The sequence below is a fragment of the Mesorhizobium sp. WSM4832 genome (assembly GCF_055811115.1).
The window spans coordinates 13,345-29,755 of the sequence record NZ_JBVVQH010000029.1; the positions used below are offsets into that span (position 1 = coordinate 13,345).

Here is a 16,411-nt window from a genome sequence, read left to right on the forward strand (position 1 = left end):
CTGAATTCCAAGTCCTGCGATCGCCATGGTCGCCAGCCGAACCGCCACCCTGAGATGACCGACACCATGGAAAACAACTTCTTCCAGCCCGTCGATGCCGCACAGGTGCCGCGATTTGCCGGGCTTTCCACCTTCATGCGGCTGCCGGCCGTGCCGACAGCGAAGGGGCTCGACATCGCCCTTGTCGGGATTCCATGGGATGGCGGCACGACCAACCGGGCCGGCGCCCGCCATGGGCCGCGCGAAATCAGGAACCAGTCGAGCCTGATGCGCCGCGTCCACCACGTGTCGGGAACCGAACCGTTCAGCATCGCCAACGTCGCCGATGTCGGCGACGTGTCGGTCAATCCCATCAACCTGCTCGACGGGCTGAAGCGGATCGAGGACGGCATTGCGGCGATCGTCGCCGAGGGCGCTCTGCCCCTGGCCGCCGGCGGCGACCACCTGACGACGCTGCCGGTGCTTCGCGCCGTGGCCCGCAAGGCGCCGGTCGGCATGGTTCACTTCGACGCGCATTCCGATACGAACGATCGCTACTTCGGCGACAATCCCTATACGCACGGTACGCCGTTCCGGCGCGCGATCGAGGAAGGGCTGCTCGACCCGAAGCGGGTGATCCAGATCGGGATCAGAGGTTCGATCTATGAGCCAGGCGAACACGATTGGGCAACCGCCCAGGGCGTGCGCATCATCTATATGGAAGAGTTCGTCAGCCGCGGCGCCGCGTCCGTCATGCAGGAGGCGCGCGATCTGGTCGGCGACAGTCCCACCTATGTGACCTTCGACATCGATTGCATCGATCCGTCCATGGCGCCAGGCACCGGCACGCCGGAGATCGGCGGCTTCACGACACGCGAGGCGCAGGAGTTGGTTCGATTGCTTGACGGATTGAATTTCGCCGGCGCCGACGTCGTCGAGGTTGCGCCTCCCTTCGATCTTGCCGGCATGACGGCGCTGGCGGGCGCGACGATGATGTTCGAGCTGCTATGCGTCATGGCGAGATCCCTGGCCGACAGAAGGACACGCGGCTAGGTCGAAGCGGCTTCCGCCTGGAATTGCGCCTAATCCGGAAAGGTCTCGATTCTCCTGGTGTAGGCCCTGAATCCGGCGCGGCCGTAAACCGATTGGGCCGCCGGATGGTCATAGGTGTCGGTGTGAAGCCAAAGCCTTTCCGGCCGATGCGACCAAGCGGCGCGCAACGCCCGGTCGAGCAGGAACGGCCCCAGTCGCCTCCCCTGAAAAGCCGGAACCAGTCCGAAATGAACGAGCTCGACAGCCGCCTGTCCGACCTCGTTGAACTCGCAGAAGCCCGCGGCCTCGCCATAGACGCGCAGCACGTGGATATGCGTCGAGGTGCTGGCCAGCACCGTTTCGAGTTCGGACTCGGGCAAGCGCAGACGCTGATCCCATTGCACCGGTCCGCCGACCGCGCGGTAGAGATCGAGATAGTCGGAAAGCCTTTCGCGCGCCACGATGGCGCCAGGCAAAGGCGGCGCAAGCGGCGCGCCCTGTGGCGGCGCGAGCATCTCCATGTAGGTGACGAGAAGATCGACCATTGTCAGCCGAACAGCGCCGCGCGCTCAGAGCGGGTTTTCGGCGTAGAACTCGAGCACGCGCTGCTTGAAGCTCTTGTCACCGACAGCGAGCATATGGTCGCGGCCCTCGATATGGAACGCGCTTGCATTCGGCATCAGGGCCGCAAGCTCGTCCGGCGAGCCGCCGATGTCGTCCTTGGTGCCGACCGCGATCAGCGTCGGCTGGGCGATGCGCGCCACGTCGTCCTCGCTCATGGATGCGCGCGATCCTACGATGCAGACGGCGAGCGCCCGGCGGTCGCTGCGCGTCTGGTCGGCGAAGGCGCGAAACGAACGGCCGCGCGGGTGGCCGATTGTACCGGGATCCTCTGCCAGAAGCGCATCGGCGATCGGATCCCAATCGCCGACGCCGTCAACAAGGCCGATGCCGAGGCCGCCGAGCACCAGCGTCGCCACCTTGTCCGGATCGGAGAGCGCCAGGAAAGCCGAGACGCGCGCGCCCATCGAATAGCCCATGACATGGGCGCGTTCGATGCCGAGGTGATCGAGCAGCGCGGCAGCGTCCGAAGCCATCTTTTCCGGCGTGTAATCGGCCTCATCATAACTCTTCGATGACGCCCCGTGGCCGCGATGGTCGAAGGCGATCGCCCGGTAGCCGGCGTCGTTCAGCGTCTTGAACCAGCCCGGCGAGACCCAGTTGACATAATGGCTGGAGGCAAAGCCGTGGATCATCAGCACGGGGTCGCCCTGCCCGGAGGCCGGCTGGCGATCGAGATAGGCAAGCTCGAAACCGTCATGCGAAAAGAATTGCATTGGCAGAAACTGCTTTTCAGTTGGAACCGGTGCCCGTGCCGATGGCCGGATGGCGCAAGAGATCGCCTTCCTTGATGCCGTCCTTGGCGGCCGTGCCTGACTTCAGTTCAAGCACGAAGCGCACGGGCTGTCCTGGTGAGATGATGGCTTCGGATTCCGGCTCGCCACGCTTGATGGCTTTGATGCGGCCGTCCTGGCCGACAAAGACCAGGTCGAGCGCCATCGGCGTGTTCTTCATCCAGAAATCCACCTCGCCGGTTCTTTCGAAGACGAACAACATGCCGTGATCGTCGGCCATGTCCTCGCGGAACATCAGTCCCGCCTCGCGTTCGGCGGAGGTATCGGCGATCTCGATGGAGAAGGAACGGTCGCCCGAACCGGTCGACACGACAAGCGGCGTCCGATCGGTGGGCAGCAGCATCGCATCCGCCAGGCCCGGCTTCAGGCCGCTGAAAAAGGCACAGAAAACGATCGCTGCGCAGAGCGCGCCTGCAGTCAGCCAATTGCGGTAAGCCATGTGACACCTCGTACAGATCCTCGTCCTAGACCATGATCCAGACAAGTGGAACTGGTTTTCGGACAAGTTCGGTCCTGGCGGCAAAGGCCATCCGGATTGATTTCGGAAAGCCTAATGCGAGACCGACAAGGTGCCCATATCGGGGTGGATTTCGGCAGCCATAAGGCCTTTGTCGCCGCGTCCGAAGCGGACAAGCACGACCTGGCCCGGCCTGAGCTCGGTTATGCCGTAGCGCCGCAGCGTCTCCATGTGGACGAAGATATCTTCGGTCCCCTCGCCTCTCGTCAGGAAGCCGAAACCCTTGGTGCGGTTGAACCACTTGACCAGGGCCCGCTCGAGGCCGCTCTCCGGGTTGACGGTGACATGGGTACGCTGTTCCTGCTCTGCCGGGTGGACCGCCGTCGAGACATCCATGGAGAGGACCCGGAACGCCTGCAGCCCCCGCTCGCCCTGCTTCACCAGGCAGACGACCCGCGCACCTTCGAGCGCCGTCTGGAAGCCGTCCTTTCGAAGACAGGTTACGTGGAGGAGGATGTCACCGGAGACGCCGTCGTCCGGAAGAATGAAGCCGTAGCCCTTGGCCACGTCGAACCATTTGATCGCGCCCGCGATTTCGACAAGCCCGGCGGAGTCGCCGCCATTGTCTCGCTGCAAGGCGTCGTCAAGGCTTTCGTCCCGCCTCGTGAAAGAGGCTTTTTCCCCCATAAGAATGCCCCCTTTTTCCAACTGAACCGCAACTGATTCTTGCCAAGAGATTAACACTGCGGCTTCCGGGGTGTGCAAGGGCTGACGTGCCTTTTTTCACCGTTCAGCACTGGAAAGACTGAAATGTTGTTTGCCGGCGCTTCTGGAAGCCGAAATGGCGAGGCCTGAATCGACCGCGCCGCCTCTATTGTCGGACGATTGCCCTTTCGCCGGGTGGCACTTATGGTGCCCGACAACCCCAACACTCCGAGGAAACGCCATGCGCTATCTGCATACAATGGTCCGCGTCGCCGATATCGACCAGTCGCTCGATTTCTACTGCAACAAGCTCGGCCTGAAGGAAGTGCGCCGTTACGAAAACGAGCAGGGCCGCTACACGCTGATCTTCCTCGCCGCGCCGGAAGACGAGCAGCGCGGCATCAGCGAGAAGGCGCCGCTGGTCGAGCTGACCTACAATTGGGACCCGGAAGACTACAAGGGCGGCCGCAATTTCGGCCACCTCGCTTACGAGGTCGACGACATCTACGCCACCTGCCGGAAGCTGATGGACAGCGGCGTGACCATCAATCGTCCGCCGCGCGACGGCAACATGGCCTTCGTCCGCTCGCCGGATGGCATCTCGATCGAGCTCCTGCAGAAAGGTCCCGCCAAGGCCAAAGCCGAGCCGTGGGCCTCCATGCCGAACACCGGTGTCTGGTAAAGGCGGCGACCCCGCGCCGATTTGGCCAGCCGCCGCTGGCGTTTCGCCAGGCCCTGCCTATCTATCAGCCATTGGCGCCAGCCTCATCCAGGCTGGCTTCATCCGCCAGGAGAATTTCATGCTGACCAGCCGCGCCGATGTCGCCACCGAACATGCCAGCCGCTGTTTGCAGCAACTCTGCAAGCATTGGTCGCACAAATTCCCGGTCGAGTTCGATCCGCAGCATGGCGCCATCCAGCTCACGATCGGCCGCACCTTGATGGACGCCGACGATCACGCGCTGCATATCGCTTTGGCCGCAGCCGACGAAGCGTCGCTGGTGCGGCTGGAGACAGTGGTCGCCGACCATATCAAGCGCTTCGCCTTCCGCGAGGAATTGAGCTTCGACTGGCAGAAGGCCGCTTAAGTCACAGCAATTCCAGGAAAAGTGCCTCGCGGTTTTCCGTCCGGAATTGCGTAGAATGAACAATCAGCTGCCGGCTTTGCCGACCATTTCGAATAACGCCAGCACGCTGCGCCAGTTGCGCGCCGTGCCCGGCAACTTCAATGTGCGCGGGATCAGATTGGCGAACACCGATTTGCCGAGCCCGTCCGGCGCGTGCAGGTAAAGCACGTCGCCCTTGATCTCGAAGCTCTCAGGGCCGGTGCATTTGTCCGCCAGACGCTTCGTCTCCTCCTCCGTCGGCTCGCGCTCCAGGGCGTAGGCATGCAGCTTGGTCGGTTCGCCGGCGACCTCGGGATAGGGATTGTCCTTCACCAACCGCTCGAACCAACCAGCATCGCGCACCATGATGCGCGAATTGAAGCCCCACTTCTTCTCGAAGGCCGCTTCGAGCTGCTTCGTCAGCGACGCTGCATCGCCCTTCTTCGCCCGGAACACGACGTTGCCGCTCTGCACATAGGTCACGACGCCGGTGAATCCTAAATCCTCGAAGAACGACCTCAGCTCCGCCATCTTGACGATGCGGTTGCCGCCGACATTGATGCCGGAAAACAGCGCGACGAAGACCATGCCTTTGCTCATATGATGAACCCCGCCAACGTCTCGTTGTCGGTGATGTCCTGATACTGAACGCCCTCGGCGTCGAAATTGGCCTTCAGCAGGTCGAAATTGCGCCGTTCCTTTGTCTCGATGCCGATCAGCACCGAACCGAAATTGCGCGCGGACTTTTTCAGGTACTCGAAGCGGGCGATGTCATCGTCGGGACCCAGCATCTCGAGGAAATCGCGCAGCGCGCCCGGCCGTTGCGGGAAGCGGATGATGAAATACTTTTTCAGCCCCTCGAAGCGCAACGCCCTTTCCTTCACGTCCGGCAGCCGCTCGAAGTCGAAATTGCCGCCGGAGACGACCGCCACAATCGTTTTGCCCCTGATCTCCTTGCGCGAAAAATCCTTGAGAGCGTCGATCGCCAGCGCGCCGGCCGGCTCCAGCACGACGCCCTCGACATTGAGCATCTCGATCATCGTGGCGCAGAGGCGGTTCTCCGGGACGAGCCGGACGGCATCGGCGGTGAAGTCCTTGAGATGGCGCAGCGGCTCCCGCCCGATCTCGGCCACCGCTGCACCGTCGACGAAATTGTCGACCTTGGAAAGCTTGACGCGCTTGCCACTGGCAAGGCTCTCGCGGAGGCTCGGCGCGCCCGCCGGCTCGCAGAACACGAAGCGCGGGTCGCGATGCTGGTCGGCGAAATAGTGGGTGACGCCGGCGGCGAGGCCGCCGCCGCCCACCGGCAGCATGACGATATCCGGCATGCGCCCGCCCGGCATCTGGGCCGCGATCTCATAGGCAACCGTCGCCTGGCCCTCGATGATGTCCTTGTGGTCGAACGGCGGCACCATGTGCGCGCCGGCGCTTTCGGTGAATTCGAAGGCGGCGCGGTAGCAATCGTCGAAAAAGTCGCCGACCAGCCTGATCTCGACGAAATCGCCGCCGAACAGCCGCGTCTTGTCGATCTTCTGCTGCGGCGTCGTCACCGGCATGAACACGACGCCCTTTTTGCCAAAATGGCGGCAGACGAAGGCAAAGCCCTGCGCGTGATTGCCGGCCGAGGCGCAGACGAACAACTCGGCATTGTTGCCGGCGGCGAGCGTCTTGCGGAAGAAATTGAAGGCGCCCCTGATCTTGTAGGATCGCACCGGCGTCAGGTCCTCGCGCTTCAGCAGCACCCGGGCGCCGGTCTTTTTCGACAGATAGTCGTTCTCCTGCAGCGGCGTTTCCGGAAAAATCCCGCGGATCGCCTCAGCGGCTGTGGCAACCCGGGCGGAGAAGCTGGTCACTACAAGTCCCTCATTTCGTTTGCGCCTCGAGGCCACGTCCATGCAGGCGCGGCTCCCTCGATGATCAGCCTTCCTGACGCCGTTTTGGCTTTCGCGCAACACTATGATGGCCATGGGAGCCGAGCCGAACCGATTTCCGCTGGACACGACTTACTTTGGCCGCACTTCGGCTGTCCGGGAGGGTTCGCGGAGGTGGATGGCCAATCGTGGCTGGAGTGGAAGTGTCGACGTGTATTTGAAGAAGATTCTGATCATTGCCCTATCCCTGCTGATGGCAGGCTGCGCGGGCCACCAGACGCAGGAAATCCTGGGCAGCGTCGTCGTGCCGACGCAGGCGACGGAGATCGCCGGCAATCATTCGATCTTCATCGCCACGACCCGCAAGCCGTCCGACGACCCCAACAAGGTGTTCGATGGCGAGCGCTCGGCGACGCTGAACTATGCCCGGGTCAACGTCACCATTCCGCCGGTCCACCAGACCGGCCAGATCGAGCGCCGCTCGCGCGGCAAGTCGAACGACCCGACCAAGTACTTCATGGCCTCCGAAATGGTCGGCTATGACACCCAGCCGAAATTCGCCAGCGCGCTCAACGCCGACATCGACGCCCGCGGCGGCCGCGTCATGGTCTTCGTCCACGGCTACAACACCGGCTTCGACGACGCCGTCTACCGGCTGACCCAGATCGTCCATGATTCCGGCTATCCGGGCACGCCGGTGCTGTTTTCCTGGGCCTCTGGCGCCAAGACCACCGACTATGTCTATGACAAGGAAAGTGCCGCCGCCGCCCGCGATCAGCTGGAAGTGACCCTGAGGATGCTGGCGCAGACCGGCGCGCGGCGCATCGACATCGTCGCCCATTCGATGGGAACCTGGGTGACGATGGAGACGCTGCGCCAGCTCGCCATCACCGGCGACCGCGATCTGAGCGGCAAGCTCGGCGACGTGGTGCTCGCCTCGCCCGACATCGATGTCGACGTCTTCAAGAGCCAGATGCGCCGCTACGGCAAGCCGGACAAGCCCTTCATCCTGCTCCTGTCGGACGACGACCGGGCGCTGCGGCTCTCCGGCCTGATCGCCGGCGCGCGGCCGCGCGTCGGCGACTACCGGGATGCCGCCGACCTCGCCTCCTATGGCGTCACGGTGGTCGACCTTTCCAAGGTAAAGGGCGGCGACCGCTTCAACCACACCAAATTCGCCGATAACCCCGAGTTGGTGAAGATGATCGGCCAGCGTCTGCGCGAGGACGATGGCTTTGCCAGCGATCGCGACGTGACCGACCGTATCGGCCAGCTGGCTACGCAGTAACCGTATCCGCGTGGTTTGCGCATCGCGCCGACTTTGAACTGGACCCGGCAGCTCTCAAGCCTTATCGGAATAGCTGAGAGGTTTGCCGCCCTTGGGGGATCCCGGGTGATCGTGCGTGCTAGAGCAATTCCAGGAAAAGTGCGCAGCGGTTTTCCGTCCGGAATTGCGTCAAAACGAAGAGATAGAGCGGCTCGCCGTTTCCGTGAAACGGTGAAACGCTCTAAGATCGTACTTGGCCTTGCGTTCGCGCTCGCCCTCAGCGGCTGCGCCGGCCAGGGCGCGCATGACCTTCTCAACCGCAAGGCGGTTTCGGCGCCTGCTTCCGACATCGCTGGCAGGCACGAGATCTTCGTCGCCACGACCCGTCAGCAGGCGACCAAGGACCCCCGCCAGGTGTTCGACGGCGACCGTTCGCTCACCACCCTTTATGCCCGCGTCGATGTCACCGTGCCGAAGATCCATCAGGTCGGCGCGATCGAGCGCGCCAAGGGCTCGGCCGACAGCAATCCGGCCAAGCAGTTCACGGCCACCGATGTCGTCCACTATGGCGACGCGCAGCAATTCGCCAAGGCGGTCGGCGCCGACATTTCCATGCGCGGCGACCGCGCGCTGGTGTTCGTGCACGGCTTCAACAACGGTTTCGACGATGGCATCTACCGGCTGACGCAGATCGCGCATGACACCAGATATCCGGGCACGCCGGTGCTGTTCTCATGGGCATCGAGCGCCAAGGCGACCGGCTACATCTACGACAAGGATAGCTCGACGGCTGCGCGCGACGACCTCGAGGCTACGCTCAGGATGCTTGCCAAGACACACGTCAAGAGCATCGACATCGTCGCCCATTCGATGGGTACCTGGCTGACGATGGAGGCGCTGCGCCAGCTTGCCATCACCGGCGACCGCGATCTCGACGGCAAGCTCGGCTATGTCATCCTCGCCTCGCCGGACATCGACGTCGATGTCTTCAAGAAGCAGATGATCCGCTACGGCAAGCCCGACAAGCCGTTCGCCATCCTGCTTTCGGGCGACGACCGGGCGCTGAAACTGTCGAGCTTCATTTCCGGCGACAAGCCGCGCGTCGGCGACTACGGCAACGCGGCCGATCTCGCCAATTATGGCGTGACGGTCGTCGACCTGACCCAGGCCAAGGGCGGCGACGGCGGCCTGAACCATGCCAAATTCGCCGACAACCCGATCCTGGTGCAATTGCTGGGCAACCGGCTGCGCGCGCCGGCCGGCCTTGCTTCGGATGAGCCCGATGCGACGCAGCTCGGCAATATCGGCCAGGGCCTCGGCAAGGCGGTCGGCTCGGTCGCCGAGATCGTCATCACCACGCCGTTCAAGGTGCTGACCATCGCCACCGGCGGATAGCTGGCGCTCAGATGAAAAGATCGACCTTCTGGAACGTCGTCACGTCGACCAGGCCGACATCGGAAATCCGCAACTCCGGAATGACCACCAGCGCCAGCAGCGAGTGCTGCATATAGGCGTTGTTGAGCGAACAGCCGACCTTGCGCATCGCCTCGGTCAGTTGCTCGGCCTTGGCCGCCACGATCTCGGCGCGTTCGTCCGACATCAGCCCGGCGATCGGCATCTCGACCAGCGCCAGTTCCTTGCCCCTGGAATAGAGCACGACGCCGCCGCCCACCTCGCCCAGCCGGTTGACGGCCAAAGCCATGTCTTCCTTGTTGGTGCCGACGACGATGATGTGGTGCGCGTCATGCGCCACGCTTGAGGCCATCGCGCAGTCTTTCACATAGCCGAAGCCGGAGACGAAGGCGTTGGTGACGCCGCCCGTGCCGCGATGCCGCTCGACCAGGGCGATCTGGCAGATGTCGTTGCGCCGGTCCATGGCGACCAACCCGTCCTCGACGGCCAGGTCGGCCTCCAGCGCCCGCGTCGGCGCCTGGTTCTCGATCACGCCGATCACCCGCGCCCGCACTTCGTTGGCGCCCTGCGGCGCCGCAATGTCGAAATCCCCGGCCTTGAGCTTCTTGCCGAGCTTGACTGTGTTCTTGGCGGATTGCGGGTAGTCATAGGCCGCAATGTCGACCTCGAGCTTGCCGGCCTTGGCCAGCCTGACGCCGCGGCCATAGACCTCGTCGATGCGCATCTGGGCGAGATTGGAAACGATCAGCAGGTCGGCCAGCCGCCCGGGTGCGATCGAGCCGATCTCGCGCTCCAGCCTGAAATGCTGCGCGGTGTTGAGCGTCGCCATCTGGATCGCCGTCACCGGCTTCAGGCCCTGGCTGATGGCATGCCGCACCACCCGGTCCATATGGCCTTCATGCACCAGCGTGCCGGAATGGCTGTCGTCGGTGCACAGGATGAAGTTGCGCGGGTCGATGCCGTCTTCGGTCACCGCCTTGATCTGCGCCGCGACGTCGTACCAGGCCGAGCCCAGCCTCAGCATCGCCTTCATGCCCTGGCGCACGCGCGCGATCGCATCCTCGGCGCGCGTGCCTTCATGGTCGTCCTCGGCGCCGCCCGCGACATAGCCATGGAACGGCAGGCCGAGATCGGGCGACGCATAATGCCCGCCGACCGTCTTGCCGGCCTTGACTGTCTCGGCGATCTCGCCCGACATCACCGGATTGTTGGCGGCGACGCCGGGGAAATTCATCACCTCGCCAAGCCCGATGATGTTCTCCCAGGTCATCGCCTCGGCCACGTCGGCGACCGTCAATTCGGCGCCTGCATGCTCAAGCCCCGGCGCCGACGGCACGCAGGACGGCATCTGCACATGCACGTTGATCGGCATCGCCACCGCCTCGTCATGCATCAGCCGCACCCCGGGCAGGCCGAGCACATTGGCGATCTCGTGCGGATCGATGAACATCGAGGTGGTGCCATGCGGGATCACCGCACGGCAGAACTCCGTCACCGTCACCATGCCGCTCTCTACATGCATGTGCGCGTCGCAAAGGCCGGGCACCAGATAGCGACCGCCGGCATCGACGACCTTCGTGCCTTGCCCGATGGCATGGCTGGCGTTCGGCCCGCAATAGGCGAAGCGGCCGGCGGCGATCGCGATGTCGGTGCCGGGGATGATCTCGCCCGAATGGACATTCACCCAGCGCCCGTTGCGGATGACCAGATCCGCGGGCTTTCGGCCCATCGCGACATCGACCAGATGTGTCGCCACCTCGGTCCACGGCTTTGGCTTTGCGGCGCTTGTCGGCTTGGCGTTGGTCATTGGCGGGTCCTCATGATCGGCCACTCTGGCAAATGTCGGCGCCTGGAGCCAGAGCCGTCCGCTGGCATCCCGCGGAAAGCCGCGCGGCAAGATCGCCACGCCCACAGGCTTTGTCGCCCGGCCGTTCGAGACGGCGAGATGGCGTCAGGTCGTAAACCACTGTTGCAGAGATGCAATTCCGTTTCGTCGCGAATGAGGATAGTTTGCGGCAAGGAGTCTTTCGGAACCGCCATGTCGGAGTGCTCGATGCGTCGACTGACGCTCATCAGTGCCGGCTTTCTTGCCCTGCTGTCCGGGTCTGCCTGGGCAGCGGACATGGGTAGCGATCTGCCGATGACCGCGCCCGGCTTCGACTGGACCGGCTACTATGCCGGCATGCAGGCCGGCTATGGCTGGGGCCGGTCCGACATCACCGGCGACGATGGCGGTCCGTTTTCGGTCAAGCCCGACATCGACGGTGGTTTCGTCGGCGGTCACGTCGCGGGGCTCTGGCAGTTCGATCAAGCTGTGCTCGGCGCCGAGGCCGATCTTAATTACGCTTCGATCGACGGCACCGCCGAAGCTGGCCCGGCAAATACATTCGGCACCGACGTCAAATGGTTCGGATCGATCAACGCCAAGGCCGGCTACGCCATGGATCGTCTGCTGATCTATGGCATTGGCGGCGTCGCTTTCGCCGGGATCGAAACCTCGCAAGCGGCAGGCACGGCCTTTGCCCGCACCCGCACCAGCACCGGCTGGACACTCGGCGCCGGCGTCGACTATGCCTTGACCAACAATGTCGTCGTCGGCGCGCAGTACCGCTACTACGATTTCGGCAAAGAGCACTTCGATGCTCCGGACGCCTTCATTGACCGCGACCAGGACGTGAAGCTGCAGACGCTTGGCGTCAATTTCAGCTATAAATTCTGAGGCTTGCCGCCGTCGCGACGATGCGGAAACCCGCTTATCGTGATATCTGGATATCAAGTGGCCGGCGCCCGCAGGGGGCGGGGGAATGGGTAGGGGCCTGATAGACGCCGGCCTCGGCGGATCGATCCGCAACGTGGCGAACCCTAATGCTCCCGCAGCAGACCGTAATTCCGTGATCGCGCCACTTTCCAACCGGCGCCACCCGCATGTCGGACGGTCAGGACCGGGCCGAACCTGTCTTTCCCGCTGGCATCGCCGCGAGGCACTCCTCCAGCCGCCGCAGCCGCGCCTTTTGCCAGCGCAGCGTGTGCGCGACCTCGTGCAGGTTCCATTTGGCTTTCGAATTGGCGGCCTCGATCAGACCTCGCTCGAGTCGATCGATCTCGCGACGCAGCTGCCGCGCCTCCTCCTCCCGCAGCCCTCTGATCCAGCCTGCCCCACGCATGGTTTTCCACCATCAAAGCCGGTCCGATGCTGGCAGACAAACGCTAATGAGATCGGTTTGCAGAAACTGGCATTTTAAACATCGCTAATATTAAATCCGCAATGATAGGCGTATGACGGCGACCCGCAGAAACCGCCCGCGATCCGAAACATCGCTTGACGGCTCATAGCAGGCATCTGAAAAGGGCTACGCCTGCGGACGTGGCGGAATTGGTAGACGCAAGGGACTTAAAATCCCTCGATCTCTGATCGTACGGGTTCGATTCCCGTCGTCCGCACCATCAAAAATTTTTTTATTCTACTAGTTTCGGTGAGCTACCCTGATAGTGCTTGGCAGGGGTGGTCTTGAGACAGCCGGAAAGCTTTGATGGGGGGAATCTCATGGATTGGATAAATGTTGCGGCACTTGTTGTCGGAATGATCGCCCTAGGCTTGTCGGTTCATTTCTGGAGGCGGCAGTTTCGCCCGATTGTGACTGCGATGGTAAAGACGCACGCCGGAGGCAACATTGGGATTGCCTATAACCTCGTGGTTCTAAATTCAGGGTCTATTCCGGCTCGCGACGTATGGTTTGAGGTCAAAAACCCTAAGGCGCTGAGCGCGGCATTCGGACTTGGAGCTAACGATGTGAACAAAAAGGATTGGCTGGCCTGCTTCGATCGAAAGGACCTCATTCCTGTCCTCCACAATGGCGCGCAGGTGTCCTGTTCATTTGGAATGACCGAGGGCCTGGAAAGAGGGTTCTGGAAACATGGCGCCGAGTTCCTTGTCCGGGTCCATTGTAAGGGATGGTTTGGTCGGCGCTACGCTGAGGAGATGGCGCTTCGCATCGTCGACACCGACACGTTCACTGGGTTCATGTGGGGATGAAAAGGGCCGTCAACATTAAGAACTCTCTGGTCGAACTCATGTCGGTCGGGGTTTTCGGAGCAATGGCTGGTGCGGCAATAATGCTTTTTGTTGCCGACAAGGTCGAATCGATTGCCGAATATGCCACTCTTGCTAGCGGGTTCGGCGGCGCGGTGCTAGGGTCGGGCATAAGTGCGTTCGTGTCATTTGTGCTCGCGAGGCAAACGTCGCGCGAAGCCCTTGAGCGCGACGAAGCAGCCAGAGCCGCAGAACAGCAGTCCAATGCACTACGACTGATGGTCAAAGGATCGCTGATATTGAGCGATGTCATTGCGATTCAAAAGGTTATCGACGAATCGCTGTCTGATGCCAATGAACACGGCTTAACGTCGGAGCCGCTTTGGAAGCGGGTTCTACCTATCGTGGGCAGTTACCAACTTTACGACGTCGATGCAGCTGAATTGACACCACTCATCGCATCAAAAAACAGCGACTTGATGCACAATGCTGTCACGCTCTTTATGCAGCACAGGAATCTCGTTGAATCTGTAAAGGTGTATTCCGAAAAAAGGGATCAGGTAAAAGGCATGATCACCAAACACCGCGCGGCCAAAGGCGGCGTCGTTACCTCCGGCGTAACTGAGGAAGAACTTTCGCGCCTTACTCCGCTGGCGATTGAACTCGAAAGTCTTATCACTAGTATTCGCTCAATGCTCCCCGACCTCGCAAAGATGGGCGAGAGAGTGACCTTCGGAATGGGTCCGGCCATGAGAGAGTTTTTCGGCACAGACGAATTCCCCGTCTTTGCGCCGCGGGATGCTGGGGAAAAGTAGGTCGCGCCGCCTAGGCAAGGTTCAATCGAACGCGCTGTCCGCCCAACGGCGGTACCAAATCTTTCCAGTGAGAATTGGCTCCAGGTTACAGCGACGAAAGAATGCCGCAGCGAGCCACCCTGGTGTCGCTGCGCGGGGCACCAGGCTCCAATGGCGGCCTTCGCCAAATCGATCTTCAGGTTCACTGAGCGAGTAGTCCAATCGGTGTGACCGCGCCACGGAAAATCGAGAAACGGGTCGGCGCCCAAGCGTGCGACCGAATACTCCCCAGTCAATACCAAGAGCGTGTGGGGCTCACTATTGTCGCAGCCGCCGAGCGGTAAAAGCCAGTCCGCCCGGAGCCAATAATTTTTGGGCTCAGGCTCTCATTGGGTTCAGCTTCAAATGCTGGATCAGGATGATCGTCTTGGCGTCGACGATGCGGCCGTCGGCGATGGCGGCAAGCGCCTCGTCCAATAGTATTTCCAGAACCTCGATGTCCTCGCCCTCCTCCGGCGCGCCGCCGCCGTCGGAAATGCGGTCGGCCGGCGAATAGCGCGCGGTGAAGAACCAGAGCCGTTCCGTCACGCTGCCCGGGCTCATAAATGGCGCGAACAGCCGTTCGACGTCCTTCAGGCGGTAGCCCAGTTCCTCTTCCGCCTCCTTGCGGATGGCGGTTTCAGGGTCGTTTTCGTCGAGCAGCCCGGCACAGGCCTCGATCAGCGGCTCGCGGTGGCCCACGGCGTAAGCCGGGAAGCGGAACTGCCGCACCAGCAGCACGGTCGAGCGCTGCGGATCGAACGGCAGGATCACCGCGCCGTCGCCGCGATCGTAGGTCTGGCGAATCTGGGTCTCCCATCGCCCGTCGCGGCGGCGATAGTCGAGCACTGTCTTCTTCAGCACCGCCCAGTCGTCCGAAAGGACCTCCTCCGAACGGATGCGAACGCGATCTTCCATGACGACCTCCGTATTGGCGGCAAAGGTTAGAGCAATTTTGTGGAAGCATGCGAAACGGTCAGGTTCGGCGGCTTCGCGTAGCCCTCCGTCCGGGATTGCGTCTATCGGCGAAAGGCCACCCGCGCAATCCTGGAAACCGACTGGTCCAGCGGGAGTTTCACCGCCTCGTGTCTGGCGCGGAGCGCCGCGACTGCCTAGATAGCGGTATCCCTCCAGGAGCCCCGTTTTATGACGTCATCGCTTTTCCAGCCGATCACCCTCGGCGGCCTCACCTTCCCCAACCGCATCGCGGTAGCACCGATGTGCCAGTATTCGGCCGAGGATGGCTCGGCCAGCGACTGGCATCTCTATCACTGGATGAACCTCGCAATGTCGGGCGCCGGCATGGTTACCGTCGAGATGACCGATGTCGAGCGGCGGGGCCGCATCTCGCATGGCTGCCTCGGCCTCTATTCGGACGACAACGAGGCGGCCGCCAAGCGCACGCTCGACGCCGCAAGGCGCGTCGCCGCGCCCGGAACGAAGTTCGGCGTCCAGCTTGCCCATGCCGGCCGCAAGGCCTCCAACCGCAAACCCTGGGAAGGCGGCGGTCCGCTGCAGCCTGGCGAAGATCCCTGGCAGACGGTCTCGGCCTCTGCCATCGCCTATGACGCAGGCTGGAATGTTCCGCATGCGTTGGAGGATGATGAGATCCTTGATCTGATTGCGCGTTTTGCGCAGTCGGCCGTTCGCGCCCAGCGCGCCGGCTTCGATTTTGCCGAACTGCACGCGGCGCATGGCTATCTGATCTTCCAGTTCCTTTCGCCGCTCTCCAACCAGCGCACCGACCGCTGGGGCGGGTCGCTGGAAAACCGCATGCGCTTTGCGCTCGAAATCGCAAGGGCGGTGAGGAAGGCCGCCCCGACCATGATGCTGGGCGCGCGCCTATCGGTGACGGAATGGGTCGATGGCGGTTTCGACGTCGACGACGCGATCGAGGTTGCCAAGGCGCTGAAGGCCGAGGGCATCTCCTATCTGTGCTGCTCCAGCGGCGGCAATTCGCCCCTGCAGCAGGTGCCGCCCGGCCCCGGCTACCAGGTGCATCTGGCGGAGGCCGTGCGCAAGGGCGCCGGCATTCCGACGCGCGCCGTGGGACTGATCGACGACCCAAGCCAGGCCGAGGCGATCGTCGCCGACGGTCGCGCCGACATGGTGGCGCTGGCGCGCGCATTCCTCGCCGACCCCCGCTGGGGCTGGCGCGCGGCCGCAACCTTCGGCGAGGAAATCCATCCGGCGCCGCAGCTGGCGCGTTCGGTGACGACGATGCGGCATTGGATGAAGGCCGCTGGCTGAGCCGGAAAAATCAGCGAGGTCCTGAGGCGTTTGGGCGCAGGATCTTCGTCACA

General features: G+C 62.8%; 18 protein-coding genes and 1 tRNA gene. 10 read left to right on the forward strand and 9 right to left on the reverse strand.

Annotation, left to right across the window (positions count from 1 at the left end):
- The first annotated feature begins 66 nt into the window (after positions 1-66).
- Positions 67-1,032, forward strand: coding sequence for an agmatinase (gene speB / locus AC0L2L_RS30335; protein ID WP_473583599.1), 966 nt, complete (start codon positions 67-69; stop codon positions 1,030-1,032).
- A 29-nt stretch (positions 1,033-1,061) separates the two neighbouring features.
- On the opposite strand, the gene AC0L2L_RS30340 is transcribed toward speB, so the two are convergent.
- The 4 genes from AC0L2L_RS30340 to AC0L2L_RS30355 form a co-directional block, all read right to left on the reverse strand.
- Complete coding sequence (locus AC0L2L_RS30340; protein WP_473583538.1) at positions 1,062-1,556, reverse strand: GNAT family N-acetyltransferase; 495 nt, start codon at positions 1,554-1,556, stop codon at positions 1,062-1,064.
- Between the two features lie 24 nt (positions 1,557-1,580).
- Positions 1,581-2,348 carry an alpha/beta fold hydrolase gene (locus tag AC0L2L_RS30345; protein ID WP_473583539.1) on the reverse strand — a complete coding sequence of 256 codons (768 nt, stop codon included), beginning with the start codon at positions 2,346-2,348 and terminating at the stop codon, positions 1,581-1,583.
- Between the two features lie 16 nt (positions 2,349-2,364).
- Positions 2,365-2,865, reverse strand: coding sequence for a DUF192 domain-containing protein (locus tag AC0L2L_RS30350; RefSeq protein ID WP_473583540.1), 501 nt, complete (start codon positions 2,863-2,865; stop codon positions 2,365-2,367).
- Between the two features lie 111 nt (positions 2,866-2,976).
- A complete protein-coding gene (locus AC0L2L_RS30355; protein ID WP_027166464.1) occupies positions 2,977-3,570 on the reverse strand; it encodes a cold-shock protein in 594 nt (197 codons plus the stop codon).
- A gap of 259 nt (positions 3,571-3,829) precedes the next feature.
- On the opposite strand from AC0L2L_RS30355, the gene gloA reads away from it, so the two are divergent.
- Positions 3,830-4,270, forward strand: coding sequence for a lactoylglutathione lyase (gene gloA, locus AC0L2L_RS30360; protein WP_473583541.1), 441 nt, complete (start codon positions 3,830-3,832; stop codon positions 4,268-4,270).
- A 118-nt stretch (positions 4,271-4,388) separates the two neighbouring features.
- Complete coding sequence (locus AC0L2L_RS30365; RefSeq protein WP_473583542.1) at positions 4,389-4,676, forward strand: DUF2218 domain-containing protein; 288 nt, start codon at positions 4,389-4,391, stop codon at positions 4,674-4,676.
- Positions 4,677-4,739: 63 nt separating this feature from the next.
- On the opposite strand, the gene AC0L2L_RS30370 is transcribed toward AC0L2L_RS30365, so the two are convergent.
- Together AC0L2L_RS30370 and ilvA are read right to left on the reverse strand one after the other, a co-directional pair.
- Positions 4,740-5,294 (reverse strand): DUF1697 domain-containing protein, encoded by a 555-nt coding sequence (locus tag AC0L2L_RS30370; protein WP_473583543.1) that lies wholly within the window; start codon positions 5,292-5,294, stop codon positions 4,740-4,742.
- Positions 5,291-6,547: a threonine ammonia-lyase IlvA gene (gene ilvA, locus AC0L2L_RS30375; protein ID WP_473583544.1), complete on the reverse strand. Its 1,257-nt coding sequence runs from the start codon at positions 6,545-6,547 to the stop codon at positions 5,291-5,293. The genes AC0L2L_RS30370 and ilvA overlap by 4 nt, the downstream gene beginning before the upstream one ends.
- A 271-nt stretch (positions 6,548-6,818) precedes the next feature.
- Between ilvA and AC0L2L_RS30380 the strand changes: the two genes are divergently transcribed.
- Positions 6,819-7,853: an alpha/beta hydrolase gene (locus AC0L2L_RS30380; protein ID WP_473583600.1), complete on the forward strand. Its 1,035-nt coding sequence runs from the start codon at positions 6,819-6,821 to the stop codon at positions 7,851-7,853.
- A 210-nt stretch (positions 7,854-8,063) separates the two neighbouring features.
- Complete coding sequence (locus AC0L2L_RS30385; protein ID WP_473583545.1) at positions 8,064-9,227, forward strand: alpha/beta hydrolase; 1,164 nt, start codon at positions 8,064-8,066, stop codon at positions 9,225-9,227.
- Between the two features lie 7 nt (positions 9,228-9,234).
- On the opposite strand, the gene ade is transcribed toward AC0L2L_RS30385, so the two are convergent.
- Positions 9,235-11,052 (reverse strand): adenine deaminase, encoded by a 1,818-nt coding sequence (ade, locus tag AC0L2L_RS30390; protein ID WP_473583546.1) that lies wholly within the window; start codon positions 11,050-11,052, stop codon positions 9,235-9,237.
- A gap of 246 nt (positions 11,053-11,298) precedes the next feature.
- Between ade and AC0L2L_RS30395 the strand changes: the two genes are divergently transcribed.
- The gene (locus tag AC0L2L_RS30395; protein ID WP_473583547.1) at positions 11,299-11,964 is read left to right on the forward strand and encodes an outer membrane protein; all 666 of its coding nucleotides are present in this window, start codon (positions 11,299-11,301) and stop codon (positions 11,962-11,964) included.
- Positions 11,965-12,181: 217 nt separating this feature from the next.
- Here the strand turns inward: AC0L2L_RS30395 and AC0L2L_RS30400 are convergent, their stop codons facing one another.
- Positions 12,182-12,409: a hypothetical protein gene (locus AC0L2L_RS30400; protein WP_473583548.1), complete on the reverse strand. Its 228-nt coding sequence runs from the start codon at positions 12,407-12,409 to the stop codon at positions 12,182-12,184.
- 194 nt (positions 12,410-12,603) lie between these two features.
- Here AC0L2L_RS30400 and AC0L2L_RS30405 point away from each other — a divergent pair.
- The 3 genes from AC0L2L_RS30405 to AC0L2L_RS30415 all read left to right on the forward strand — a co-directional run bounded on the left by AC0L2L_RS30405 (position 12,604) and on the right by AC0L2L_RS30415 (position 14,090).
- Positions 12,604-12,689 (forward strand) — tRNA-Leu (locus tag AC0L2L_RS30405).
- A gap of 100 nt (positions 12,690-12,789) precedes the next feature.
- Positions 12,790-13,278 carry a hypothetical protein gene (locus tag AC0L2L_RS30410; RefSeq protein ID WP_473583549.1) on the forward strand — a complete coding sequence of 163 codons (489 nt, stop codon included), beginning with the start codon at positions 12,790-12,792 and terminating at the stop codon, positions 13,276-13,278.
- Positions 13,275-14,090 carry a hypothetical protein gene (locus tag AC0L2L_RS30415; RefSeq protein WP_473583550.1) on the forward strand — a complete coding sequence of 272 codons (816 nt, stop codon included), beginning with the start codon at positions 13,275-13,277 and terminating at the stop codon, positions 14,088-14,090. The genes AC0L2L_RS30410 and AC0L2L_RS30415 overlap by 4 nt, the downstream gene beginning before the upstream one ends.
- Positions 14,091-14,447: 357 nt before the next feature.
- On the opposite strand, the gene AC0L2L_RS30420 is transcribed toward AC0L2L_RS30415, so the two are convergent.
- A complete protein-coding gene (locus AC0L2L_RS30420) occupies positions 14,448-15,026 on the reverse strand; it encodes an NUDIX domain-containing protein (RefSeq protein WP_473583551.1) in 579 nt (192 codons plus the stop codon).
- A gap of 228 nt (positions 15,027-15,254) precedes the next feature.
- On the opposite strand from AC0L2L_RS30420, the gene AC0L2L_RS30425 reads away from it, so the two are divergent.
- The gene (locus AC0L2L_RS30425) at positions 15,255-16,358 is read left to right on the forward strand and encodes an NADH:flavin oxidoreductase/NADH oxidase (protein ID WP_473583552.1); all 1,104 of its coding nucleotides are present in this window, start codon (positions 15,255-15,257) and stop codon (positions 16,356-16,358) included.
- Positions 16,359-16,411 lie beyond the last annotated feature (53 nt).